The following is a 25,157-nucleotide window of genomic DNA, read 5'->3' as shown; positions in this document are numbered from 1 at the left end:
GACATGGCAGACAATGTGAAACCCCGCGTCCGCGTCCCCAGCTCTGCAAGCGCCGGAGAGGTCGTGACGATCAAGACGCTCATCAGCCACCAGATGGAATCCGGGCAGCGCAAGGATGACGATGGCAACATCATTCCGCGCTCGATCATCAATCGCTTCGTGGCCGCCTATAACGGCGAGACCGTGATCGATGTGACCATCGAGCCCGCGATTTCCACGAACCCCTATTTCGAATTCCAGGCGAAGATCCCGGAAAGCGGAACGATGGCGTTCTCGTGGTACGACGACGACGGCTCCGTCTACGAGGAATCCAAAGAGATTACCGTGGGCTGACACCAGGCCAGGGAAAGGGAGGAGATACAAATGAGCTTTCGCAAGAGCCTCGGCGGGATGACCGCCCTGGCCCTGTCGATGACCGCGCATGCCGGTCTGGCGCAGGATGCCAGTGACGCACCCCTCGTGATCAACGGCGACATCGAGATCGTAACGGAGGCAGAGGCCCCGGCGCATCTCGAGAACATCTCCACGATCCGTTCCGGCTGGACCTTCCGCTCGCCCGAGACGCAGGCGATGCAGATGGACGATTTCGACAACCCCGCGATGCTGGGCGTGGAGCAGGCGCGCGACGCGTTCTCGGCCGATCTCGGCAACGGCGAAAGCTGCGCGGGCTGCCACGAGAGCCCCGAGGATCTGGCAGGCGTGCGCGCGGTCTATCCCAAGTGGGACGAAGCGGCCGGCGAGGTACAGACCATCGAGATGCAGATCAACGAATGCATCACCGAACGCGCTGGCGCCGAGGCCTGGGCCTACGACAAGACGGACATGATCAACATGTCCGCGCTGATGTCGGCAGTCTCGCGCGGCGAGACGGTCAACGTCGCCATCGACGGCCCCGCCGCCGAGACATGGCAGAAGGGCAAGGACATCTATTACACCCGGTATGGCCAGTTGGAGCTGTCCTGCGCGAATTGCCACGAAGACAATTACGACAACATGATCCGTGCCGATCACCTGTCGCAGGGCATGATCAACGGCTTCCCGACCTACCGTCTGAAGAACGCCAAGCTCAATTCGGTGCATGGCCGCTTCAAGGGTTGCGTGCGCGACACGATGGCCGAGACGTTCTCCGCGGGCAGCCCCGAATTCGTCGCGCTTGAGCTTTACGTTGCCTCGCGCGGCAACGGCCTGTCGGTCGAAGGCCCCGCCGTCCGTAACTGAACGCAAAACCCCGCCGGGCAATTGGCGGGGTTTTCTCATCCGATTAATATTCAAAAATAAGAATGTAGTGAGACAATGATCGCAAGACGCCACTTCCTGCAAGCCGGCCTCGCCGCATCGGCCCTTGTCGGGGCCTCCGGCTTCGGCAACTGGGCCCGGCTCGCCGCGCAGCAGACCCTCACTCAGGACGATCTGATCGGGGGCGGCGGCAGCGGCAATGTCACTCTGATCCACATCACCGACATCCACGCCCAGACGCAGCCGATCTGGTTCCGCGAACCGGAGATCAATCTCGGCGTCGGAGAGGTCAACGGCAAGCCGCCGCATCTGACCGGAGACGCCTTTCGGGCCGCCTTCGGGATCGAGAAGGGCTCGGCTCTGGATTACGCGCTGACCTACGATGATTTCGTCTCGCTCGGGCAAGCTTACGGCCGCATGGGTGGACTCGACCGGATCGCGACCGTGGTCAAGGCGATCCGCGCGGACCGCCCCGACGCGCTCCTGCTTGACGGAGGCGATACGTGGCAGGGCTCTCTCCCGGCCCTGCGTACGGAAGGGGCGGACATGGTCCGCCTCTTCAACGCGCTCGGCACCGACGCGATGACGGCGCACTGGGAATTCACGCTCGGCTCGGACCGGGTGCGTCAGATCATCGAGAGAGACCTCGATCCCGCCTTTCTCGGCGCGAACATCTTCGATGCCGAATGGGACGAGCCCGCCTTCGAGCCGATGACGATGGTCGAGCGCGGCGGACAGAAGATCGCCGTGATCGGGCAGGCTTTCCCATACATGCCGATCGCCAATCCCGGCTGGATGTTCCCCGAGCTGAGCTTCGGCATCCGCCAGGAGCGCATGGCCGAAGTGGTGCAGGAGGCCCGCGGCCAGGGCGCCGCGGCGGTGGTCGTGCTGTCGCATAACGGCTTTGACGTGGACCGCAAGATGGCCGAAGACATCCCCGGCATAGACGTGATCCTGACCGGGCACACCCACGACGCGATCCCCGAGCCGGTGATGGTCGGCAAGACTGCCCTCATCGCCTCGGGCAGCCACGGCAAGTTCGTGAGCCGGGTCGATCTCGATGTCGATGGCTCCGGCGTGAAGGCCATCGATCACCGGCTGATTCCGATCTTCTCGGATGTCATTACGCCCGATGCCGAGATGGCGGCGCTGGTGGAAGAGACCCGCGCGCCCTTTGCCGAGGAGATGTCGGAGGTGATCGGCAAGACGGACTCGCTTCTCTACCGGCGGGGGAATTTCAACGGCACCTGGGACGACGTGATCTGCAATGCGCTTCTCTCGGAGCGCGAGGCCGATGTCGCGCTGTCGCCGGGATTCCGCTGGGGCGCATCGCTGATGCCGGGCCAGGACATCACCCGCGAGGACATCTTCAACGTCACCGCCATGTCCTATCCCGAAGCCTACCGCACCGAGATGACGGGTGAGTTCCTGCACACGATCATGGAAGATGTCGCGGACAACCTCTTCAATCCCGACCCCTATTACCAGCAGGGCGGCGACATGGTGCGCGTGGGTGGCATGGGCTACCGCATCGACATCTCCCAGCCCCAGGGACGCCGCATCACCGAAATGACCCTCCTGCGCACGGGCGAGCGGATCGACCCCGCGGCGACCTATGCCGTCGCCGGATGGGCCAGCGTCAACGAGGGCACCGAAGGTCCGCCCATCTGGGAGGTGGTCGAGGCGCATATCCGTAACCAGGGCACAGTTTCCATCGACCCCAACCAGAGCGTGGAGGTCGTCGCGGGCTGACCCCCGCGCGCACAACAGGCGGAGCGCCGGGTGCGCTCCATCCCGGATAACCGACCGCGCCGGGCGCGGACGTGACAAGGAGGACAGGCGGATGACCGACACATCCCGACGCAATTTCCTGAGAGGGGCCGCGATGGCCGGGGCGGGAGCCGTCGTGGCTGGCCGCGCCGGCGCGCAAAGCGCCGATCCTGCGATCATGGAATTGCAGCCCTGGCAGCAATATCTCGGCGAGGGCGTCGACGCGCGCCCCTACGGCTTTCCCTCCGAGCACGAGGCGCATGTGGTACGCCGCAACGTGCCCTGGCTGACGGCCGACGCAACCTCGTCGGTCAATTTCACGCCGCTGCACGAGCTCGACGGGATCATCACCCCGAACGGGCTCTGCTTCGAGCGGCATCACGGCGGCATCGCGGAACTCGATCCCGGCGAATACCGCCTGATGATTAATGGCCTCGTGGACAGCCCGCTGGTCTTCACGATGGAAGACCTCATGCGCTTCCCGCGCGAGAACAAGGTCCATTTCCTCGAATGTGCCGCCAATTCTGGAATGGAATGGCGCGGCGCGCAGCTCAATGGCTGCCAGTTCACGCATGGCATGATTCACAACGTGATGTATACCGGCGTGCCGCTGCGCATCCTGCTGGAAGAGGCTGGGCTCAAGACCAGTGCGAGCTGGCTTCTGGCTGAAGGGGCCGATGCCTCCGCGATGACACGCTCCATCCCGATGGAGAAAGCGCTCGACGACTGCCTTGTCGCCTTCAAGATGAACGGCGAGGCGCTGCGCCCCGAACAGGGCTATCCCGTCCGGCTCGTCGTGCCGGGCTGGGAAGGCAACATGTGGGTCAAATGGCTCCGCCGCCTCGAAGTGGGCGATCAGCCCTGGCACCACCGCGAGGAGACGTCGAAATACACCGATCTCTTCCCGGATGGCCAGGCCCGACGCTTCACCTGGGAGATGGACGCGAAATCCGTCATCACCAATCCCAGCCCGCAGGCACCGATCACGCATGGTCCGGGGCCGACGGTGCTCACCGGCGTCGCCTGGTCGGGCCGGGGCACGATCCCGCGCGTCGACGTGACCATCGATGGCGGTATCACCTGGCATCAGGCGCGCATGTCGGGCCCGTCATTCGACAAGTCGATGCACCGTTTCTACTACGAGTTCGACTGGGATGGCGGTCCGCTCCTGCTGCAAAGCCGGGCGCACGATTCCACCGGCTACGTGCAGCCCACCAAGGACATGCTGCGCGAGGTGCGCGGCGAGAATTCCATTTACCACAACAACGGCATCCAGACCTGGGCCGTGAACGAGCAGGGGGTCGCTGAAAATGTCGAAATCTCCTAATCCGATCCTGCCCGCGCTCGGCGGTGCCGCGATCGTCATGGGCGGCGCTTATATTCTCGCCGATCAGTTCGTGGTCGACCTGCCCGCACCGGCGCGCGGTGCCATAGAGGTGGTCTCCGCCGCGCAGGCGCAGGATACCGAGACGCCGGAACCGGTGGATATGGCTGCTGCGGATACCGGCGCGCCCGCGCAGGCGCAGACCGGCGGCCTTGGGCTCGGCCGCGAGGCGTTGCCCGAAGAGGTTGCCGCCTGGGACATCGACATCCGTCCCGATGGGCAGGGCCTTCCGGCAGGCGAAGGCGATGTCTGGACGGGCGAGGAACTCTACATCGAGAGTTGCGCCATGTGTCACGGCGATTTCGGTGAAGGAGCCGGGCGCTGGCCGCAACTTTCCATGGGCTTCGGCACGCTAGATGCCGAGGATCCGGTCAAGACCGTGGGCTCTTACTGGCCCTATGCCTCGACCGTCTTCGATTACGTCCACCGGGCGATGCCCTTCGGCAACGCGCAATCGCTGAGCGATGACGATGTCTACGCGATCACTGCCTATATCCTCTATCTAAACGAGGTCGTGGAAGACGATTTCGTCCTGTCGCGGGACAGTTTCGGTGAGATCGAGATGCCGAATGCGGGCAACTTCTACATGGACGATCGCGCCGACACCGAGCTTGATCGTTTCTCGGGCGAGGTCTGTATGGAGAATTGCAAGGACAGCGTGGAGATCGTCATGCGCGCCCGCGTCCTCGACGTGACGCCGGACAGCGATGGCGGCGGCATCGATCTTGAAGGCGGCGGTGGCGCGTCGATGCAGGAAAGCGCCGCCGAACCCGAGGCTCCGGCCGAGGAAGAAGCCGCGGCGGAACCTGCTGCCGAAGAGCCCGCACCGGCCGCCGAGGAGGTCGCCGCCGTCGATCCGGCGCTGGTCGAGGAAGGCGCGAAGGTCTTCCGCAAATGTCAGGCCTGCCACCAGGTCGGCCCGGACGCGCAAAACCGTGTCGGTCCTGAGCTGAACGGCCTGATCGGCCGGACGGTCGCGGGCGTCGATGGTTTTTCCTACTCCGGCGCGATGCAATCGGCCGGTGAGGACGGCGTCATCTGGACCGAGGAGCATCTGGCCGAGTTTCTCGCCAACCCGCGCGAGACATATCAGGGCACCAAGATGTCGTTTGCCGGCCTGCGGAGCGAGGACGAGATCGCGGCGGTCACCGCCTACATCCAGTCCGAGAGCCCGGAATGAGGGGCGGCGTTTTCACGGCACTCTGCTCCGGCGCGGTAACCAGCGCGCAAATTGTGCTGGCCGATCAAAGCCTCGTGCATCCGGAGATCGCCGAGATCATGGCGATCGAGGCCGATGCGGATTACGGGGCCTACCTCGCCTCCGAATGCACCGCCTGCCATTCGCCGAACCCTCAGGGCGCGATCCCGCAGATCCACATGCTGCCCGAAAGCTATATCGTCGGCGCGCTCGTGGATTACCGGATCGGCGAGCGGCAGCATCAAGTGATGGAGACGATTGCGAAGCGGCTCGGCGAAGAGGAGATCGCCGCGCTCGCCAAGTATTTCAGCGAGGTCGAATAAGGGCCCGCACAACACCGGGAGGAGACACCATGAAACTCAACAGACGGACCGTTCTGAGCGGTCTCGCCGCCGGAAGCGCCGTTCTGGCCGCTCCGATGGTCATGGCACAGGGCGCACCGCGTGTCGTCGTCGTCGGTGGCGGTGCGGGCGGGGCGACTGCCGCGCGCTACATTGCCAAGGATTCAGGGGGTGCTGTGAACGTCACCCTGATCGAGCCGACGCGGCAATACTACACCTGTTTCTTCTCGAACCTCTATCTTGGCGGTGTCCGGGACATGGATGGCCTCGGCCACGGCTACGGCACGCTTGCCGCCGACTACGGCATCAATGTCGTGCATGACTGGGCCGTGGGCGTAGACCGAGACGCCAAGACCGTGGCGCTGGCAAGCGGAGCCACCGTGCCCTACGACCGGCTGATCCTGTCGCCGGGCATCGACTTCAAGGATGGCGCGGTTCCGGGCTGGGACGTCTCGGCGCAGAGCGCCATGCCCCATGCCTACAAGGGCGGCTCGCAAACAGAGCTTCTGAAGGCTCAGATCCTTGCGATGCCGGAAGGCGGCCGCTTTGCAATGGTCGCGCCGCCCAATCCCTATCGCTGCCCGCCCGGACCCTATGAGCGGGTCTCGATGGTGGCGCATACCCTGAAAGAGATAAATCCGACGGCGAAGATCCTGATCGTCGATCCCAAGGCCAATTTCTCCAAGCAGGCGCTTTTCGAAGAGGGCTGGCAGAAGCATTACGGCGGCATGATCGAGCGGATCGGTCCTGATTTCGGCGGCGAGAACGTATCGGTGAATCCTTCCGAGATGACACTCGATATCGACGGCGTCGTGGAGCAGGTCGATGTCTGCAACGTCATTCCGGCGCAGAAGGCGGGCGCGATCGCGCACGCGGCCGGCATCACCGAGGGCGACTGGGCCCCGGTCAACGCGGCCGACATGTCGTCCAAGATGGACGAGGCGATCCATGTTCTCGGGGACGCCGCCGCGCAGGGCGACATGCCGAAATCCGGCTTCTCGGCCAACAGCCAGGCCAAGGTCTGTGCCAATGCCGTGCTTGGCGCTTTGACCGACAGCCGCGTCTTCCCGGCGAAGTTCTCCAACACCTGCTGGTCGCTCATCGCGCCCGAGGACGGTGTGAAGGTCGGTGCCTCCTACGAGGCGACCGAGGAGAAGATCGCCAGCACCGGCGGTTTTATCTCGGAGACCGGCGAGGACGAGGCCACGCGCGCGCAGACCTACCAAGAGAGCGTCGGTTGGTATGCGGCCATCACCAGCGACATGTTCGGCTGAGGCCGACGCGCCGGGCGGCCCGTTCGCCCGGCGCAGACATGAATTCCAAGGGGGGAGCGACATGTTCAGACCATCTATCATCGCCGCCGCATTCATGGCCGCGCCAGCCTTCGCGCAGGAGGCGATCACGTATGATTTCGAGGGCAATTTCGGCGATGCCAGTTTCGCGGTGGAGAATGCCATCGTGAACAAAGGGCTGGTGATCGACTATACGAGCCGTGTCGGCGAGATGCTGAACCGCACGGGCGAGGATGTCGGCTCGGAGGAGATGCTTTTCACCGAGGCGGACATCTTCATCTTCTGCTCGGCCGTAATCAGCCGACAGGTCATGGAAGCCGACCCGATGAACATCGTGCACTGCCCTTACGGCATTGCCGTCACCGACCGCGACGGGGTCGTGCAGATCATGCATCGCGACTACCCGGACGGCCCGATGCAGGCCGTCGAGGACCTTCTTTCCGAGATCGTGGCCGAGGCCGGCGGCACATGACGTTTCACCCCGACCGCTTCTTCTCGGACGCGCTGACCCGTCTTCGCGAGGAGGGAAACTACCGCCGCTTCGCCGATCTCGAACGCCGCTGCGGACAGTTCCCTCGGGCCCTCGAGCTCTGCGAGGGGACGAGCCGTGACGTGACCGTCTGGTGCTCCAACGACTATCTCGGCATGGGGCAGCACCCGGATGTGCTCTATGCCATGCACCGTGCCGTGGACGAGGTCGGGGCCGGGGCGGGCGGGACGCGCAATATCTCTGGAACCACGCGCGCCCATGTCGAACTAGAGGTGGAACTCGCGGAGCTTCACGACAAGGAGGCCGCGCTCCTGTTCACGAGCGGATATGTCTCGAATTGGGCGACCCTTGGAACGCTCGGCGCGCGCATTCCGGGCCTGGTGATCCTGTCGGATGCGCTCAACCATGCCTCCATGATAGAGGGCATTCGCCATTCCGGTGCGCGGAAGGTGATCTGGCAACACAACGATCTCGCCGATCTCGAAGCGCATCTCGCGGCGCTGCCGGCGGAGACGCCCAAGCTTATCGCCTTCGAGAGCGTCTATTCTATGGATGGGGATATCGCCCCGATCGAGGAGATCTGCGATCTCGCGGATCGCTACGGTGCCATGACCTATCTCGACGAGGTTCATGCGGTCGGATTGTACGGCCCGCGCGGCGGCGGGGTCGCCGAAGAGCGGGGCCTTATGGATCGCCTGACTGTGATCGAAGGAACGCTCGGCAAGGCGTTCGGTGTTATGGGTGGCTATATCGCCGCCTCTGCGGCGCTGGTCGACTTCATCCGGTCCTTCGCGAGCGGCTTCATCTTCACCACGGCTCTGCCACCCGCCGTCGCATCGGGGGCGCTCGCCAGTGTCCGGCATCTCAAGATGTCCCAGTCGGAGCGTGCGGCGCAAAAGGCGCGTGTTTCACAGGTGCGTGCAGGGCTCGACCGGCTGGGCATCCCCCATCTCGACAACCCCAGTCACATCATCCCGGTCATGGTCGGCGATCCCGTCAAATGCCGCTATCTGTCTGATGTTCTGATGTCTCGCCACGGGATCTACATCCAGCCGATCAATTATCCCACCGTGCCCAAAGGGACCGAGCGTCTTAGGATCACGCCCTCGCCGGTGCATTCGGACACGGATGTCGCCAAGCTGCTGGCTGCGCTCGGAGAGCTCTGGAGCCGGTGTCAGCTCGCGCGGGTGCCGCAGGCGGCCGAATAACTTTCAGAGGGCGCGGAAGCTGTAACCGGCCTCCGCGGCTGCGATGCGGCCGATGCCGCCATCGGGCAGATGGAAGCCGACCATCGTCTCGCCGCTCTCGGCCAGGTCCTCCAGCAGCGAGATGCGGGTCGCGATCCCCTGATCTGGGTCTTGATCGGCGGGGCTCGGCCATTCCGGGCGCGCGAGTGCCAGATGCGCGTTCCCGATCGCGTCACCGACGATGAGAACACTCTCTCCGCCACTTACGATCCGCGCGCCCATGTGACCCGGCGTGTGGCCGGGAAGGGAGACCATCGACAGACCCGGCAAGATTTCGTCGCCCGCGCCCGCGAGTGTCAGGCCGTCGCCCAGAACCTCGAGCCTGCGCGCCGCACCGGCGGCAAAGCTCTGCCGCGCGGCGCCGATCGTGTCGAGCGTAGCCGGGTCGGACCAATAGGCGTGCTCTTCCGCGCCCATGTAATGCTGTGCGTTCAGAAAAAGCGGCTCGTCGAAATCGTCGAGTGCCCCCCACAGGTGGTCGGGATGGCCATGCGTGAAGATGACATGCGTGATGTCGTCCGGCGCGAGGCCGAGGGCTTCGAGGTTGCCGACGATCTCGCCCGCAGACGGCATGAAGCCGCTGCCAGAGCCTGCATCGAAGAGAACACGGGCATCGCCGTCCTCCCAAAGCGCAAGGTTGCAAGGCGCTTCGAGATTGTCAGTGGCGTATCCCGCAGCTTCGACGATGGGCACCGCCTCGTCTTCGGGCAGATCGCCGATCACGAAGCTTTCGGGCAGGATGAGGTTGCCATCCGAAACAGTGCGAAGGCGCGCTTCCCCCAAAGACACTTCGGAGACGGCGCGGGTTGGCAGGAGCGCGGTGGAGGCGAGCGAGGCAAAGGCAAGCCCCGAGCCCAGGAAGGTTCTGCGACGTATAATCATTTATGCAGATTATAAGATGTTTCGAATTCCGCAAGGGCTCAGATCGCGGCAAGCGCGTCAGCCTTTCACTGCGCCCGCGATCAATGCGGAGACGATCATGCGTTGCAGAAGTACGAAGATCGTGACCGCCGGCAACACCGCCACGAGGCAAGCGGCGGCGAGCAGCTGGGTGGTCGAGGCGCTCACCGAGCCTGCGAAGTTGAAGATCGCCACGGAGATCGGCCAGTCGGCGTCCCGCTCCAGAAGCACGAAGGGGATCAGGAATTGCGACCAGTTCATCACCATCGCGAGGATGAAGGCGGAGGCGATACCGGGGCGCGCAAGCGGCAGTGTGATCCGCGTCAGGATATCGAGCCGCGACGCGCCGTCGATCTCTGCGGCTTCCTCGATCTCGCGCGGGATCGCATCGAACGCGACCTTCAGAAGCCACACCGCAAGCGGCATACCCAGCGCGCCGTAGATCGTGATCACCGAGATATCCCGGTTCAGAAGGTCGAGCGCATTCATCCATCGATAGAGCGGCACGAGGATCACCAGGGGCGAGATCATCTGCACCGCCAGCAGCGACACCATCACCGCACCGCGTCCGCGAAAGTCGATGCGGGAGCACGCATAGGCCGCCGGGATCGCCAGCGCGACCGCCAGCCCGCCCCCCAGGGCGGACAGTTTCAACCCGTTCCACAGGTAGATGAGAAACGCCGGGTCGGAGAGTATCGTGGCGAAATTGCCAAGCGTCGGCTCGGACGGAATGAAGCGTGCCGCGCCAAGATAGACCTCGGCGGGCGTGCGCAGCGCAAGGCTGATGAGCCAGGCGAAGGGCACGGCGAAGAACACGCCGAGAGCGACCAAAGCCACATAGGTCAGGATATCTCCAGTGCGGGCGGCGCTCATGTCTCGCTCGCTCCACGATTGAGCCAGCCGATCAGTAGCGTGAACGCCATGCCGAGCGCGAAGAGCAAAAGCGCGAGAACGCAGCCTGCGGCCAGGTCGAGGTTGTAGAAGACGGTATTGAACGTGAAGAGCGCCAGAACCTCCGTTGCCCGTCCCGGCCCGCCGCCGGTCAGTGCGAGGATCGAGTCGAAGGTGTTGAGCGTCTGGACGGATACCAGCACCGTGTTCACCGCGATGGCCCGGCGCAGAAGCGGCAGCGTGATCGCGCGAAACGTCCGCCAAGGCCCCGCGCCATCGAGTGCGGCGACCTCGTAGAGTGTCGGATCGATGCCGCGCCGCGCGGCATAAAGCACGATCATTGAAAAGGCTGTGCCCTGCCACAGGTTGGCGATCACGGCGGAGACGAGCGCCATCTGCGGATCGGAGAGCCAAGCGACCGGGCCGAGCCCGAGACCGCCCAGAATGGAGTTCAGCGTGCCGTATGGGGCCTCGTCGAAGAGAATCTGCCAGATAAGCCCGTTGGCGATGCCGGGGACCACCCATGCTGCCAGAACCAACGTCCGGAAGGCCGCCATGCCGGGCAGTTCGCGCCGCTCGCCCCGCGCGATGAGGAGCGCGATGGCAAGACCGAGGATCTGAAGCGCAACGACATTCACCACGACGAAGAGTAGCGTCGTGGCGACGACGCCGGGAAGCGCCGGATTGCTCAGGACAGCGCGAAAGGCTGCAGTCGATACCTCGGTCGCGGGATCGACGAGGCTCGCGTCACTGAACGCAAGGCGCGCCACATCGAAGACCGGCACGGCGTAGAAGGCCGCAAGGACAAGCACCGCCGGCACGAGCCAGGGCGCGGGATGCACCTGGCCCGGTGCGCGCTCCGACGTTGCCGTCACTGCCGCTCGTAAGCTGCCTGAACCGCGGACGCCGCGGCCGCGAGCGCCTCTTCGGGGGAGGCGGAGCCGGACAGGACATCGCCGATCAGGATCTGGATCTGGTTGGAAATCTCGGGGTAGATCTCTGCGCCGGGCCGGGCGACGCCGTTCTGCAGCGCCTCCGCGAAAAGTTCGAATTCGGGGCCGTCATACGCGTCGTAGCGCTCGTAGATGGCTTCCGATGTCGGCAAGAGACCCTGGTAGGTATTGCCGGGACCGGCATAGATTTCCTTCACGATCTCGCCGCAGAGCTCTGCCTTTTCGGGATCTTCGGACAATGCCGCAATGCTCCAGCCGCCTGTGCCCGTGGCGCGCTGGTCAGCCGTGGGGCCCGGTAGTTCCGAGACCGCCCAATCGGCGAAATCCTCGTCCGGCAGCGTGTTTCGCAACTGACCGTATTGCCAGTTGCCGCCGACGAACATTGCCGCCGTGCCTGCCGCCGCGGCGGCGTTGAACGAATCGTAATCTGTGATCGAGGTCACCCGCTGGGGCGCCGCACCAGCCTCCACGAGACGCTGATAATAGGCCACGGCATCAAGGAACTTCTGGCGGTTCTCACCTTCGGCGAAGACGGGTGCGCCGTTCTCGTCCACAAGCGTGCCGCCTTGCGCCCAGTAATTGGCGAGCCAGTCGAAAGCGGTGCCTTCCCAGCGCCCGCCATTGAAAAGAATGCCTTCCTTGCCCTCTTCGACGGCGGCCTCCGCGGCCACCTGAACCTCGTCCCAAGTCTGCGGCGCGTCGGGCACCACCGAAGTGTCGCGGTAGAGGACGCGCAGATCGGTGAACCACCACCAGGCCAGAACGTTGCCGCTCTCATCGGTGATGGCATCGCGCACATACGGAAAAAGGTCGGCAACCTCCTCCTCGGAGAAAACCGCGTTCATCGGTTGCAGGACACCGGCATTCTTGAAGACGGCCAGCTGCGAGCTGTCGATCATCGCGCAATCAGGACCGCGCCCTGCGCGCACCTGCTGCAGAAGCCGCGCCTGTTCCTGGCCGATATTTCCGGTCTGGAGCTGCGTTTCGATTTTCCAGTCGGGGCGCGCCTCGATGAACTCGCTGAAAAGCTCTTCGAAAGCCGCCTTCGTGTCCTGATCCGTTGAATAAAGGTCGTAGGCCGTCAGCCGGAACGTCAGCGTGTTCGGAGCATCCGGCAGGCCGACGCGGTTCCGGGTCACGAGATCCTGCGCGCCCAGAATGGTCGGGCTGGCAGCGATTGCGATGGCGAGGAGGTTGAGCTTCATCTGGGTCTCCGGTGTCCACGGCCCGATCTCCGGGCGGCGGGCATTGTCTTGGCGGGCAGGATCGCGCGGTAACGCAGAGAACTGGTGCGGTGCGCTTGCGTGTAAAGACCGCGCGGTGCAGCTTCGTTCCCAAGCGGCGTCCGGTGCCGGGCGCAACGCCGTCGCGCAAAAGGTCGAGAGCGGGTCTTTTCTCTTCGCCCGCGCGATACAGATTGGACGGAGACAGGACAGGGAGAACGAGATCATGTTCAAGGATATGGATAACTTCGATCAGGGCGTCTTCGGCGCGATCTGCGTCTTCGGTGGTGCGCTGGTCTTGGCGGCAGCCTGGTTTGCGCTCGTCGTGCCCGATCCGCAGATGGCGGATGAGGGGAGCCGGAACGCGGCGGTCGAGACGGCCTCTGCCGAGCCGGATGAGATGGCGCAAGAGTCCGGCACCGAGCAGGAGGCTGCGCCCGAGGAGACCGAGACAGCTGCTGCGGATGAGGCGGGTGCGCCTGCCGAGGAGACCGAGACAGCTGCTTCGGATGAAGCGGGTGCGCCTGCCGAGGAGATCGAGACAGCTGCTTCGGATGAAGCGGGTGCAACTGCCGAGGAGACCGAGACAGCTGCTTCGGATGAGGCGGACGCGCCTGCCGAGGAGACCGAGACAGCTGCTGCGGACGAAGCGGATGCGCCTGCCCAGGAAACCGAGACGGCCGCCGCAGAGGAGCCGGCCGCGTCCGAGGGTACCGATGCGGCTGCCGCGGACGAAGGCGAGGCTGCCACTGAGCACACCGAAACCGCCGATGCCTCGTCCAGCGACGACGCGGCGTCCGAGGGTGAGGCGGAGGACACCACGGAAGCAAGCTCGGAGGGCGGTGCGTCCGATGGTGCGTGGCCCGAGGCACAGATGGCGTTTCTCGACGGCGATGCCGAAGCCGGCAGCCAGACCTGGAACCAGTGCCGCGCCTGCCATGTCGCCGACCAGGAGCAGAACCGCGTGGGTCCGCACCTCGTGAACTCGATCGGCCGCGATATCGCGTCCGTTGAGGGCTACAATTACAGCTCCGCCTTGCAGGATCTGCAGGGTGAGCAATGGACCCCCGAAGCGATGGACGCATGGCTCGCCAATCCGCGCGACTACGCGCCCGGGACGAAGATGAGCTATCCGGGCCTCCGCGACGAGGCGGATCGCCGCGACCTTCTCGCCTATCTTTGGTCGCTTCAGAACTGAGCCGACCGAGTGTGGGGCGCGCGTCCACGGCGCGCCCCGCTTCTCTTATCTATCGGGGAGCGGGATGAATTCCGCATCGTCGCCCGGCGGAAGGTGGAAGCGCCCATTCTGCCAGTCGCCCGTGCGCCAGGCCTCTTTGGCCTCCTCGATCCGCTCTTTCGAGGACGCAACGAAGTTCCACCAGATATAGCGTGATCCTTCGAGCGTCTCGCCTCCCAGAAGCATGACCCGCGCGCCTTGCGGCCCCGCGCGCAGCGACACGCGGTCGCCGGGCCGGAAAACCATCATGCGTCCTGCCTTAAAGGTTTCCCCCGCGACGGTCACCGCGCCTTCCACCACGTAGACGCCGCGATCCTCGTGATCCTCCGGCAGCGGGATTGCCGCGCCGGGCTCAAGCCGTGCATCCGCATAGAACATATCGGACGCGGTTTTCACCGGCGCGCGTTCGCCCCAGGCCGAGCCGAGGATCAGCCGCACACGTTTACCTTCGCCGTCAAGCACAGGCAGCGCATCCGCCGGGGCATGTTCGAATTCCGGCGCGCGATCCTCGTGATCCTTCGGCAGCGCCACCCAGGTCTGGATACCGAAAAAGGGCATGGTTTCTGTCTGGGTGGCATCGTCGGTGCGCTCGGAATGGGTGATTCCGTGGCCTGCGACCATCCAGTTGACCGCGCCCGGCTCGATCCAGGCATCGGTGCCGAGGCTGTCGCGGTGGTGCATCCGGCCCCTGTAGAGATAGGAGATGGTTGCCAGACCGATATGCGGGTGCGGTCTTACGTCGAGCCCGCGCGTTGGAAGGAACTCCGCCGGTCCCATCTGGTCGAAGAAGATGAACGGGCCCACCATCTGCCGGCGGGGTGCCGGTAAGGCGCGACGCACCTCGAACCCGCCGAGATCGCGGGCGCGCGGAATGATAACGGTTTCGATCGCATCGACTTCGTCGCCGGTCGGGCAATGGGGATCGAGGGCAGGGTTCCAGCTCATGACGATCTCTCCTGAACAAGCGATGCCCGAGACTTGACGATCAAGACCGCCAAGCCAACTCCGCAAATCGCGACGTGATATGTGCGAAAACGCGGGCTTCCGAATCTTGAAGTGCGAATTTGCGTTATGTCTTGGACGGTGAGAGCAGCCGACCGAGAAGCGGATGCGGAAAGGTCCGTTTGGCCGTCACCGCGAAGAAGCTCTCCACGATGTCGAGCTCGAAGGGCGCGCGCACCAGAAGTCCTTGCGCCAATTCGTCGGCGAGGACGACCGGAGGCGTAATCGCGAGACCGATATCGTCCCGCGCCAAAAGCCGGACCATCGCCATGTCGTCAACGATCGCGGCGATGCGCGGGGTGATGCCAAGCCGATCCACGAGACTGTCGAACCCGGTCCGGATCGAGCTTTCCGTGGGTAGGATCACCGGCTCTTCGGACAGAAGCGTCGCGAGGTCGGGGTGCCGCAGGCGGCGCTCCGTTCCGTGGATCGCCACGGGCTGCTCGGAGAGGCGATGCGCCACGAGCCCGGGCAGGCGATCCCGCGGGGGCAATTCGGTCAGAAGAACCACGTCGAGCGCCACATCCTCGAGCGCGGTCAGCAACGTCTGGCTGTTGCCCGACGTGAGCACGAGTTCGGTCGCTGCCACGCCGAGGACCGGCCGCAGGAATTGCAGCTGGAAGTTCCGCGACAGCGTCGACAGAGCCCCCACGCGCAGCGGCGGTGCCACATCACCGGTCTGTGCGAGCATGGCGATCAGGTCGTCACCCATGTCGAAGATGCGCTCGGCGTGATCGAGCGCGATGCGTCCGGCTTCGGTCAGCACGAGCTTGCGCCCCGTTCGCTCGAAGAGCTCATGCCCAAGCCGCTCTTCCAGAAGCCGGATCTGCGAGGAGAGCGCCGATTGCGAGACGTTCAGGCGCGCCGCCGCATGGGTCAGCGTGCCTTCCTGGGCGACCTCCTGGAAATAGCGCAGATGATGATAGTTGAGACGCATTTGTTCTAATTAATAGAACGAAACATTCCAAACAATATAATTTATCTCAAACAAGCCGCTCTCTAGATGTCCCTTCGATTGAACGAAGGAGAGATATCATGAGCCTTCCCCTACTCATCGCGCCGGCTCTCTTGGCTGCCGCAGCATTGCTGATGGCGCATCGGCCACCTGCCAGGGGCGCGCGGCTCTTGCGCGTGCCTGAGATTGCCGCGCTTGGCGCCTTGGTCATCGCGCTCGCAGCAGGCGCCTCCTTGTGGCTGTCTGGTCCGGTCACCAGCCCGCTTATCGGTTTTGCCGGGATCGGGCTCTCCGTGCGCCTCGACATCGTCAGCGTGGCAATGGCACTCACTGTCGCTTTCGTCGGCTGGATCGTGTTGCGCTTTTCGCGTGTGGCGATGGACGGCGAAGCCCGTCAGCCTGCGTTCATGGGCTGGATGTCGGCCACCATTGCCTGCGTTCTCCTGCTCGTCACGGCGGGGAACGTCGTGCAACTTGCGCTTGGCTGGGTTGCCACCGGTGCCGCGCTGCACAGGCTTCTGCTATTCTATTCCGGGCGGCCGGGCGCGCAGCGCGCCGCGCGCAAGAAGGCTCTGAGCGGCATCGTCGCGAGCGGGTCGCTCCTCCTGGCGGTCGGCCTTCTCGTTGCGGGGTTCGGCACGTCCGATATCGCGGCGATCAATGCGGCCGCGCAAGCCGGGCAAGACACCGGGACACTCTGGCTTGCAGCGCTTCTTCTCGCGGTCGCGGCGATCTTCAAATCCGCGCTCGTGCCGACGCACGCCTGGCTGACCGAGGTCATGGAGGCGCCGACGCCGGTCTCCGCTCTCCTGCATGCGGGCGTTGTGAACGCGGGCGGCTTCCTTCTCATTCGCTTTGCCGACGTTCTGGTCGCGGTGCCCGGCGTGCTAGCGGTGCTTGCGCTCATCGGCGGGTTCAGCGCGCTCATCGGTGCGGCGGTCGCCCTGACGCAACCGGCGGTGAAGACGGCGCTCGCTTGGTCCACATCGGCCCAGATGGGCTTCATGGTCCTGCAATGCGGGCTCGCCCTGTTCCCGCTGGCGCTTCTGCATATCGTCGCGCACTCACTTTACAAGGCGCATGCCTTCCTTGCCACGGGCGATGCGGTGCGCGAGGTCGCGGCGATCCGGCGGCCCGGCCCGGTTGCGGTGCCGAAGCTCGGCGCGGTCGCGCGGGCCTTCGGCCTCGCACTGGCGCTTTACGTGGTGGTCGGCCTCGCCTTCGGGATCGGATCGAAGCCGCCGCAGACCGTGGCGCTGGGCGCGATCCTCATCTTCGGCGTGGTCTACCTGATCGCCCAAGGTCTGGCCGATCTCGCGCCGCGCGCATTGGCCTGGCGAACGGTGGCGATGTCGGTCGCCGCGACCGTGGCGTATTTCGCGCTGCAGCAGGGCGCGACGCTGGCCTCTACGGGAACGTTGCCGCCACCGCCCGCACCGGACGGGCTGATCTGGGCGACCATCATCCTTGCGCTCGTCAGTTTCGCCATCGCCGCCGTCGCGCAGACCACCTTCCCGCTCTGGGCCGGACATCCGGCAGCCGCGGGGATGCGCGTCCATCTGATGAACGGCCTTTATATCAACGCGGTCCTTGAACGGCTCAGCGGCCGCTGGACCCCCGGAAAGGAGGAGATCCAATGAACATGCACATGACATGGCCTGGCGAAGCGCTCGAGTTCTTCGCGGCTGCCGAGGATGCAATCCGCCAAGTGCCGCCTGCTTTTCCTCTGGAGGCGACGGTCGCGGTCAACCCGTGGCTTGGACAGACCGGGGAGGACCGCGCCGTTGCCGCGGCACGCCTCGCACGGGTCGGCGGTGGGGCGATGTTCCTGCCCCGGCAATCCGTCTCCGGGATGATCGATAGCGGTGAGATCACGCCGGAGGATCTGGCCGATGCCGCCGCCCGGCACGGCATCACGTCAGATGCGCTGCGCCGCGCGGCGCGGCTCAATGCGCCCTCGGTGCAGCCTCTGCCGACGGTGGCCGATCTGGCGCGCGAGGCCAGCGGCATCGATTGGCCTGGGCTGATCGAAGAGCGGTTCGGCTCCTGGGCCGCGGCGCATTTCGATCAGGGTCAGGCATTCTGGCCCGCGGCCAAAGGCGATGCTTGGCGGTCCTGGCGGGCCTATGGCAGCCGCGACCTCACGCCCGGTCTTGCGGGGCTTCATGGCTTCAATGCGCGCGTTGCCGAGGCGCCGACGGATGTGCGCGCGGCCTTCTGCGCGGCGTGCGACGCGCTCGGGCTGACGCGGGAGGCGGCTCAGCTCTACTTTCATCGGCTTCTCGTGACATTGTCGGGCTGGGCGCAATATGCGCGGCATCTCGGCTGGATCGCGGAGCGGGATGGCGGCCGCGACCGCACGCTCTTCGAACTGCTCACGATCCGGCTGATCTGGGATGAGGCCCTTCTCGAACAAGGCGGAGCGCTCACTCGCGACGCATGGCACGCAGCTCTGCATGATTATGCAATGCCGATCGAGCCCGATCAGGAGATGCGGCTGTGCGCGGCGTTGCAGGAGGCCGCCGATCTGGGTGCAGAGCGGAAGCTCGCCGACATGCTTGACGGCCCGTCCGCCGCAGTGACCGATGCGCGTCCTGCGATCCAGGCGGCATTCTGCATCGACGTGCGCTCAGAAGTTCTGCGCCGTGCATTGGAGGCGGCAGATCCCGACCTGCGGACCATCGGCTTTGCCGGCTTCTTCGGCTTGCCGATCCGGCATCATGGCCATGCCTCCGACATCGTCGAGATGCGCGCCCCGATCCTGCTGGCCCCGGCTGTCGATACGCAGGCTGAGGGCGACGATACCGAAAGCAGGATCTACCTGCGCGCAATCCGCGCCTGGGGGCGTTTCAAGCGCGCCGCCGTCTCGGCCTTCGCCTTCGTCGAGGCCGCAGGGCCGCTTTATGTCGGCAAGCTCGTTCGCGACGGTCTCGGCCTTCCGAAACCGGCCTCGTCAAGCCACGCGCCGACGCTTCATCTGCCCCTCGAGGAGCGTGTCGCGGCTGCCGCGCGCATTCTCAAGGCGATGTCGCTGACCTCTGGCTTCGCGCGACTTGTGCTGATTTGCGGTCACGGATCGGAGGTTGCCAACGCGCCTCATCGCAGCGCATTGCAATGCGGGGCCTGTGGCGGACATGCAGGTGACGTGAACGCGCGCCTTCTGGCTGCACTTCTGAACGATCAGGCGGTGCGCGGCAGGCTCGCGGGCGAGGGCATCGAGATCCCTGCGGACACCCATTTCGTCGCCGGGCTGCACGACACCGTTTCCGACGAGGTCGCGCTTTTCACCGACGGTGTGCACAGCAGCCATGCAGGCGATATCGCGCGCCTCAAGCTCGCACTCAAGCAGGCCGGTGCGCTGGCCCGAACGGAACGGGCTCAGAGCCTTCCGCACGGGGTCGCCGATGCGCTCGCCTCTCGCGGGCAGGACTGGTCCGAGATCCGGCCCGAATGGGGGCTTGCCGGATGCCGGGGCTTCATCGCCGCGCCGCGCTCCCGCACGGCCGGGCGCGATCTCGGCGGCCGTGTCTTCCTGCACGATTACGATTGGCGGCAGGACGAGGATGCCGCAACGCTCGAGCTGATCCTCAGCGCGCCCGTCGTCGTGGCAAGCTGGATCGCGCTGCAATACCACGGCTCGACGGTCGCGCCGGAGACCTTCGGAGCAGGGAACAAGCTGCTGCACAATGTCGTGGGCGGCATCGGTGTGCTCGAGGGAAATGGCGGAGCCTTGCGCGCCGGTCTGCCTTGGCAATCGGTGCATGACGGTGCAGCGCCGCGCCATGCCGCCAGCCGCCTCGTTGTCGCCATCGACGCGCCTGAGGCGATGATCTCGGAGGTGCTGGACCGCCAGCCGCACGTGCGGGCGCTGTTCGACAATGGCTGGCTGACCTTGGTCCGTCTGGACGAGACCGGCGCGGTTGCGGCGCGCTATACGAAGAACGGATGGGCGGGCTACGCGGCGGAGAGGGCGGAGGCCCGGTCTGCGGCCTGATGCGACACCGCGCCGCCGAAGCCCCGGCGGCGCGGACTGGCTTTATTCGTCCATACGCATCGCTTCGGTCTCGATGATGAGCGTCACCTCGTCGCCGACAAGCCCGTTGTCGACGCCGTAGGTCATGCCCCAATCGCTCCGGTTGAGGCTGCCCCGGACGGTCAGCCCGAGAACGAAGCGGCCATGGCCGAACGGATATTCCTCGGCCTTGTTCAGCGTGACATCGAGTACAAGGGGGTTCGTCTGTCCCAGAAGCGTCAGCTCGCCCGCGACCTCGCCTTCGGTATCGCTTGACGGGGTGCCGCTATCGGCGGTGAACACCATTTCGGGATGATCGTTCACGGCCAGGAAATCGCCCGAGCGCACATGTTCGTCCCGAGCGTCGTTCATGGTCTCGAGGCTGCCGGTCTGAACCGTAACCTCGACGTCGCTGAGTTCCTGGGTCTCCATGTCGTACGTGAAGGTTCCCACGACCTCGCCGAACAGGCCAAGGGTCGCCGCATAACCGACGTGATCGATTAGAAAGGCCACGGTCGTATGCGCCGGGTCGAGCTCGTAGCGGGCAGGCTCGGCCTGGGCGAGGGTCGGGGCAGCAATGAGAAGTGTGGAAACGAGCGCTCGGCGCATCATGTTTTCTCCTGTTGGTCCGTCTGCATGGAACGGTAGCACCGAAGCGAAGAAAGTCCCGCGCACCTTCTCGGGAGCGAGCGTTCATGTCATAGCTTGCCCGTCACCGAGCCGGAGCTTCCATGTCAGCTGCATCATCCGTCACACGAAAGCATCTCTTCCATCTGCCCGAGGGTGTGATCTATCTCGATGGGAACTCGCTAGGCCCGCTGCCCAATGCCGCGCTCGTCCGGATGCAGGAGGCGATGCGCCACGAATGGGGAGACATGCTCATCGGCGGGTGGAACAAAGCCGGCTGGATGGCGCAGCCCGCGCGGATCGGCGACCGGATCGGCAAGCTTATCGGTGCGCCCGAAGGCTCCGTCGTTCTGGGCGATACATTGTCGGTGAAGGTCTATCAGGCGCTGGCCGCCGCGCTGGCGATGCGGCCCGACCGCAAGATCGTTCTGTCCGACAGCGGCAATTTCCCGACCGATCTCTACATGGCGGAAGGGCTGATCGCGACGCTGGGGCAAGGACACCGGCTCGAGGTCGTCGACCCCGAGGACATCGCGGCCCGGATCGGCCCGGACGTCGCGGCGCTGATGCTGACCGAGGTAGATTACCGCACCGGGCGGCGTCACGACATGGCCGCGTTGACGCGCGCGGCACAGGATGCAGGCGCGGTGGCGATCTGGGATCTGGCGCATTCCGCCGGTGCGCTTCCGATCGACCTGACAGCCGCCGGTGCCGAGTTCGCGGTCGGTTGCACCTACAAGTATCTCAATGGCGGGCCCGGCGCCCCGGCTTTCATCTACGTGCGACCCGATCTCGCCGATACGGTGATGCCGGCCCTGCAGGGCTGGCTCGGCCATGACGCGCCGTTCGCCTTCGAGCCCGCTTACCGGCCCGCGCAAGGGATCGAGCGCATGCGCGTCGGCACGCCGCCGGTTCTGCAGATGGCCGCGCTCGATGCCGCGCTCGACCTCTGGGACGGGGTCGCTATGGAGGATGTGCGCGCAGCCTCCATCGAATTGTCCGAGCGGTTCATCGCCGGTGTCGAAGCGGCGTGCCCGGACCTCGCTCTGGCGAGCCCCCGCGATCCCGCGATGCGCGGCAGTCAGGTCTCGTTCCGGTTCGAACACGGCTACGAGGCAATGCAAGCACTGATTGCACACGGCGTCATCGGCGATTTCCGGGCGCCGGACATCATGCGCTTCGGGCTGACGCCGCTCTTTCTCGACACGGCGGATATCGACGCGGCGGTTTCCGTGCTGACACGTGTCATCGGGGAAGACATGTGGCGCGACCCCGCTTATGCGAAGCGCTCCAAGGTCACCTGACAGCCGGATCGCGCAGTTCGGTCGAATCGATTCGAGAATTTACAAATACCGATTCGCGCTGCCGCGGTCTCTGCGGAGGCCATGCGCCGATATGTCGTTGTAAATCTGTCACTGATGCTCAACTTTTTAGCCGCAGCGCAGCATTTCTGACGCGCTACTTCGCCGCAAATCCGCCTTCGCGCAATAATGCGTTTGCAAAAAGATAGTTAACTTTCAATTATATAGCCAGCGGCGGGGGGAAAGGTGATTCTGAAAAGTCAAGCGTGACGTAGCGGAGGTTCATGTAGACGTGATCTCTGCCAATCCTTATACCGGGGGTGTTTTTTAAGACGCTGCCACCAAGCCTGCCAAGGCGCACGCATTTCGCGCCGCCAAGAATATTTCAGGGGGATCTGAGATGTCCGACCGCCAATTTGCTCGTGAGAGCCAGGCTCTCTTGCGTCAGCGCGTCAAAGACGGGATGGCCGCACTGAAGGACGGCGATCTGGATACGTCTCAAGAGATCTTTACAGATCTTTTGGAAGCACAACCAGACCTTGCAATCGCGCATCTCGGGCTTGGGCGGGTCTTTGCCAAGCTGAACGATCCGCACCGCGCGCTGGAGCACTTCCAGGAAGCGCAAGCGCTGAAGCCCGATCTCGTCCCCGCCCAGATCCTGAGTGCCGGAATGCTCGGTAAGATGGGCGAGACCGAGGAAGCCATGACGGAGCTGGAGACCGCGATCGCGCTCGATCCGTCGGCAAGCGCCGCGTATCTGCGCCTGGCGCGCATGTTGAAAGAGGCAGGCAAGTCTTCCGAGGCACTCGAGGCGCTGCGCGAAGGCGTTTTGCACAATCCACAGGATGTGCGGCTGCGGATGTCTCTCGCGAGCGCCCTCGCGCAATCGGGTGCGACGGACGAGGCCGTGCGTGAATTGACCCGCGTCTCGGACATCAAGCCAGATCTCTGGATGCCGCATTACCAGCTTGGCCGCATCCTCATGCGTCAGGGCGAGATGGATGCGGCGCGGGAGGCGCTCGACAAGGCGGCAAGCCTCGCGCCGGACCGTGCGCCGGTGCATCAGGCGCTGGGTCAGGTGCAGGCCGCGCTCGACGAGCCAGCGCAAGCCGTCCGCAGCTTTGAACGCGCCATTGCGATCAAGCCGAACAATCTGCGCGCCACGCTCCGCGCGGCGCAAGCGCGATCGCAGACGGGCCGCCACGGCGATGCCCTCGACATGCTGATGAAACTCGGCCCCAAGGCGCGCCGATCCGGTTTCGTGCAGAAGGCGATGGGCGATATCTACCTCGCAATGGGGCGTCCCGGTGATGCCTCGGAATGCTATCGCGCCGCGATCCTGAACTCGCCCAAGCTGCAGGAAACGCATCCCGAGCTGACAACGCTCGCCGAGGCCGAGGTGCCCGCGGATGCGACGTCGCATGCGGCCGCGCTCAAGGCGGCCATCGCAGAGAAACTCCCCGCTCCGGGCGAGGATGGCGGTGCCCGCCGCGGCGCGATCCGCGCGCGTCTCGCCGCCCGCCGTGAAGCCGCCGCCGGCTGAGAGGACACCGACACGACATGCCGCGCAATCTGGTCCTCATTACCTACGATTCCTGCCGCTATGACTCGGTCATGGCCGCCGATGCGCCGAACCTGCGCAAGCTTGGCGATATCCAGAAGCGCTACTCCTACGCCTCGTGGACCGCGCCGTCCCATTACACCTTCATGATGGGCCTCGTGCCGCATCTGTCGCCAGCCCATGTCTATGCCTCCGAGGTCTACAAGGAGGATTTCGCGAAGTGGTCCGATCGCCTCGAGATCCCAGACCTCGCCTTCGAGACGTTCCTGCCGCAGCTCTCGCTGCCGGGCATGTTGCGCCAGTATGGCTATCGCACCGTGGGCCGGGTCTCGATGCCGGTCCTGAACCCGCAGACGGTCATCTCGAACGCGTTCGACGATTACAAGCTGATGTCCAACCACAATGATTTCGCGGGCATGATCGAGGACGTGAGCTTCTCCCGCGATCATCCCAGCTTTCACTTCTTCAATCTCGGCGAGACGCATTACCCCTACATGCTCAAGGACGAGGCGCTGCCCCATATTTCGGGACTGCACGGCGTCGCCAAGACGCTGGCCCAGGGCGGCGATGCCGGCGGTCGTGGCGCATCCGCGATGAGCGTTGACGAATTCTTCTCGGACGACGTGATGCGCGGGCTGCATCAGCAACAGATCCGCTGTGTCGAATATCTCGACGGGTTGCTCGGTGCGCTCTTTGACAAGGCACCGTCGAACACGTGGTTCATGATCATGGGCGATCATGGCGAAGCCTTTGGGGAACAGGGATATTTCGGCCACGGGCCGGTGATGCACGAGAAGGTCTTCGAGGTGCCGTATGTCGAAGGCCCGCGGCCGAGGAAGGCAAGTCTGATCTGACGGAATACTGCGCCACGACACAAAGCGCGCAGAACACGGGTGTGGAAGTGGGAAGGGGACTGTCATGGCTGATACCGAAGACGACAAGCGTCTCGAAGCATTGAAGCGCCTCAGGGCGCGGCGTGGTGGCGGCGGCGCAGGCGCTGGTGCGGGAGGAGCGACCGGTGAGCGCGGCGCGCGGCTGCGCCAGATCCTGGCTGAGCGGCGCGGCGGTGGCGCACAGGCTGGGGGTGGCGGTCCACTCGGTGTGGGCGCCGGCCTGGGGCTTGGCGGTGGCGGCGCGGGTGCCGGAGCCGGCGGTGGCGCGTTGCGAGAACGTCTGCGCGCGCGCGCCCAGAATGGCGGGGCGGGACCGCGTGGCAGCGGCTTGGCCGCGGGCGCGGCAGGCGGCGCTGGCGCCGGAGCGGCCGGCGGTCTTCGCGGACGCCCGCTGCTGCGGCGCATGATGGCCAATCGTGCGGGCGACGGCGCTGCGGCCGAGGCCGGAACGCCGCTCGCGCATGGGCGCGATCCCGAAAAGCTGCGCGACAAGCTGCAAGAGCGGATCGAGAAGCTTCAGGCCCGCCTCGAGAAGCTCGAAGCGGACGAAAAGACCGCAGAGACCACGAAGACAACAGAGGCCGAGGCCATCGCCGACGCCGCGCCCAGCATCACGAAGAAGACCTGACGCTCAAGGACGGGCG

The 25,157-nt window shown here is 65.0% G+C and carries 23 protein-coding genes; 16 read left to right on the top strand and 7 right to left on the bottom strand.

Translation table 11 applies throughout. The annotated features are described in order from the left end of the window. The first annotated feature begins 3 nt into the window (after positions 1-3). From soxZ to hemA, 9 genes are all read left to right on the top strand, one after another. Positions 4-333, top strand: a complete 330-nt coding sequence (soxZ, locus tag FIU91_RS15375) for a thiosulfate oxidation carrier complex protein SoxZ (protein WP_152463145.1) — start codon at positions 4-6, stop codon at positions 331-333. Positions 334-363: 30 nt separating this feature from the next. Further along, the gene (gene soxA, locus FIU91_RS15370; protein ID WP_152463144.1) at positions 364-1,218 is read left to right on the top strand and encodes a sulfur oxidation c-type cytochrome SoxA; all 855 of its coding nucleotides are present in this window, start codon (positions 364-366) and stop codon (positions 1,216-1,218) included. Positions 1,219-1,293: 75 nt separating this feature from the next. Next, positions 1,294-2,988, top strand: coding sequence for a thiosulfohydrolase SoxB (soxB, locus tag FIU91_RS15365; protein ID WP_152463143.1), 1,695 nt, complete (start codon positions 1,294-1,296; stop codon positions 2,986-2,988). A 91-nt stretch (positions 2,989-3,079) separates the two neighbouring features. Then, positions 3,080-4,333: a sulfite dehydrogenase gene (gene soxC, locus FIU91_RS15360; protein ID WP_152463142.1), complete on the top strand. Its 1,254-nt coding sequence runs from the start codon at positions 3,080-3,082 to the stop codon at positions 4,331-4,333. After that, positions 4,317-5,570, top strand: coding sequence for a c-type cytochrome (locus FIU91_RS15355; RefSeq protein WP_152463141.1), 1,254 nt, complete (start codon positions 4,317-4,319; stop codon positions 5,568-5,570). The genes soxC and FIU91_RS15355 overlap by 17 nt, the downstream gene beginning before the upstream one ends. Further along, positions 5,567-5,911: a c-type cytochrome gene (locus tag FIU91_RS15350; protein ID WP_093009707.1), complete on the top strand. Its 345-nt coding sequence runs from the start codon at positions 5,567-5,569 to the stop codon at positions 5,909-5,911. Before FIU91_RS15355 ends, FIU91_RS15350 begins: the two co-directional genes overlap by 4 nt. Positions 5,912-5,940: 29 nt before the next feature. Then, the gene (locus tag FIU91_RS15345) at positions 5,941-7,203 is read left to right on the top strand and encodes an NAD(P)/FAD-dependent oxidoreductase (RefSeq protein WP_152463140.1); all 1,263 of its coding nucleotides are present in this window, start codon (positions 5,941-5,943) and stop codon (positions 7,201-7,203) included. 61 nt (positions 7,204-7,264) lie between these two features. Next, the gene (locus FIU91_RS15340; protein WP_152463139.1) at positions 7,265-7,693 is read left to right on the top strand and encodes a DUF302 domain-containing protein; all 429 of its coding nucleotides are present in this window, start codon (positions 7,265-7,267) and stop codon (positions 7,691-7,693) included. After that, a complete protein-coding gene (gene hemA, locus FIU91_RS15335; RefSeq protein ID WP_152463138.1) occupies positions 7,690-8,919 on the top strand; it encodes a 5-aminolevulinate synthase in 1,230 nt (409 codons plus the stop codon). The genes FIU91_RS15340 and hemA overlap by 4 nt, the downstream gene beginning before the upstream one ends. A gap of 3 nt (positions 8,920-8,922) precedes the next feature. Here the strand turns inward: hemA and FIU91_RS15330 are convergent, their stop codons facing one another. Genes FIU91_RS15330 through FIU91_RS15315 form a run of 4 tightly spaced genes read right to left on the bottom strand, consistent with a single transcriptional unit; the run spans position 8,923 to position 12,907 of the window. Beyond that, the gene (locus tag FIU91_RS15330; protein WP_152463137.1) at positions 8,923-9,840 is read right to left on the bottom strand and encodes an MBL fold metallo-hydrolase; all 918 of its coding nucleotides are present in this window, start codon (positions 9,838-9,840) and stop codon (positions 8,923-8,925) included. Positions 9,841-9,897: 57 nt separating this feature from the next. Beyond that, positions 9,898-10,731, bottom strand: coding sequence for a carbohydrate ABC transporter permease (locus FIU91_RS15325; protein ID WP_152463136.1), 834 nt, complete (start codon positions 10,729-10,731; stop codon positions 9,898-9,900). Beyond that, positions 10,728-11,624 (bottom strand): carbohydrate ABC transporter permease, encoded by an 897-nt coding sequence (locus FIU91_RS15320; protein WP_245760184.1) that lies wholly within the window; start codon positions 11,622-11,624, stop codon positions 10,728-10,730. The genes FIU91_RS15325 and FIU91_RS15320 overlap by 4 nt, the downstream gene beginning before the upstream one ends. Continuing rightward, on the bottom strand, positions 11,621-12,907 hold the full coding sequence (locus FIU91_RS15315) for an extracellular solute-binding protein (RefSeq protein WP_152463135.1): 1,287 nt from the start codon (positions 12,905-12,907) through the stop codon (positions 11,621-11,623). The genes FIU91_RS15320 and FIU91_RS15315 overlap by 4 nt, the downstream gene beginning before the upstream one ends. A gap of 244 nt (positions 12,908-13,151) precedes the next feature. Between FIU91_RS15315 and FIU91_RS15310 the strand changes: the two genes are divergently transcribed. Then, the gene (locus FIU91_RS15310; protein ID WP_172975029.1) at positions 13,152-14,123 is read left to right on the top strand and encodes a cytochrome c family protein; all 972 of its coding nucleotides are present in this window, start codon (positions 13,152-13,154) and stop codon (positions 14,121-14,123) included. A gap of 45 nt (positions 14,124-14,168) precedes the next feature. Here the strand turns inward: FIU91_RS15310 and FIU91_RS15305 are convergent, their stop codons facing one another. Together FIU91_RS15305 and FIU91_RS15300 are read right to left on the bottom strand one after the other, a co-directional pair. Further along, the gene (locus FIU91_RS15305) at positions 14,169-15,107 is read right to left on the bottom strand and encodes a pirin family protein (protein WP_152463133.1); all 939 of its coding nucleotides are present in this window, start codon (positions 15,105-15,107) and stop codon (positions 14,169-14,171) included. A gap of 124 nt (positions 15,108-15,231) precedes the next feature. After that, positions 15,232-16,101 carry a LysR family transcriptional regulator gene (locus FIU91_RS15300; RefSeq protein ID WP_152463132.1) on the bottom strand — a complete coding sequence of 290 codons (870 nt, stop codon included), beginning with the start codon at positions 16,099-16,101 and terminating at the stop codon, positions 15,232-15,234. Between the two features lie 98 nt (positions 16,102-16,199). Between FIU91_RS15300 and FIU91_RS15295 the strand changes: the two genes are divergently transcribed. Continuing rightward, a complete protein-coding gene (locus FIU91_RS15295; RefSeq protein ID WP_152463131.1) occupies positions 16,200-17,759 on the top strand; it encodes a proton-conducting transporter membrane subunit in 1,560 nt (519 codons plus the stop codon). Next, positions 17,756-20,113, top strand: coding sequence for a YbcC family protein (locus FIU91_RS15290; protein WP_152463130.1), 2,358 nt, complete (start codon positions 17,756-17,758; stop codon positions 20,111-20,113). The genes FIU91_RS15295 and FIU91_RS15290 overlap by 4 nt, the downstream gene beginning before the upstream one ends. A 42-nt stretch (positions 20,114-20,155) precedes the next feature. Here the strand turns inward: FIU91_RS15290 and FIU91_RS15285 are convergent, their stop codons facing one another. After that, positions 20,156-20,743: a YceI family protein gene (locus tag FIU91_RS15285; RefSeq protein ID WP_254701974.1), complete on the bottom strand. Its 588-nt coding sequence runs from the start codon at positions 20,741-20,743 to the stop codon at positions 20,156-20,158. Positions 20,744-20,862: 119 nt separating this feature from the next. Between FIU91_RS15285 and kynU the strand changes: the two genes are divergently transcribed. The 4 genes from kynU to FIU91_RS19495 all read left to right on the top strand — a co-directional run bounded on the left by kynU (position 20,863) and on the right by FIU91_RS19495 (position 25,141). Continuing rightward, positions 20,863-22,062, top strand: a complete 1,200-nt coding sequence (gene kynU, locus FIU91_RS15280) for a kynureninase (protein WP_152463129.1) — start codon at positions 20,863-20,865, stop codon at positions 22,060-22,062. Positions 22,063-22,459: 397 nt separating this feature from the next. After that, positions 22,460-23,602 carry a lipopolysaccharide assembly protein LapB gene (locus FIU91_RS15275; RefSeq protein WP_152463128.1) on the top strand — a complete coding sequence of 381 codons (1,143 nt, stop codon included), beginning with the start codon at positions 22,460-22,462 and terminating at the stop codon, positions 23,600-23,602. Positions 23,603-23,619: 17 nt separating this feature from the next. Next, the gene (locus FIU91_RS15270; RefSeq protein ID WP_093009693.1) at positions 23,620-24,474 is read left to right on the top strand and encodes a sulfatase-like hydrolase/transferase; all 855 of its coding nucleotides are present in this window, start codon (positions 23,620-23,622) and stop codon (positions 24,472-24,474) included. A 64-nt stretch (positions 24,475-24,538) separates the two neighbouring features. Continuing rightward, on the top strand, positions 24,539-25,141 hold the full coding sequence (locus FIU91_RS19495) for a hypothetical protein (RefSeq protein ID WP_172975028.1): 603 nt from the start codon (positions 24,539-24,541) through the stop codon (positions 25,139-25,141). Positions 25,142-25,157: the final 16 nt, after the last annotated feature.

The organism is Roseivivax sp. THAF30 (genome assembly GCF_009363575.1).
Classification (GTDB): Bacteria; Pseudomonadota; Alphaproteobacteria; order Rhodobacterales; family Rhodobacteraceae; genus Roseivivax; species Roseivivax halotolerans.
Note: the sequence above shows the minus strand (reverse complement) of the source record. Positions and strands in the feature narration are given on the sequence as shown.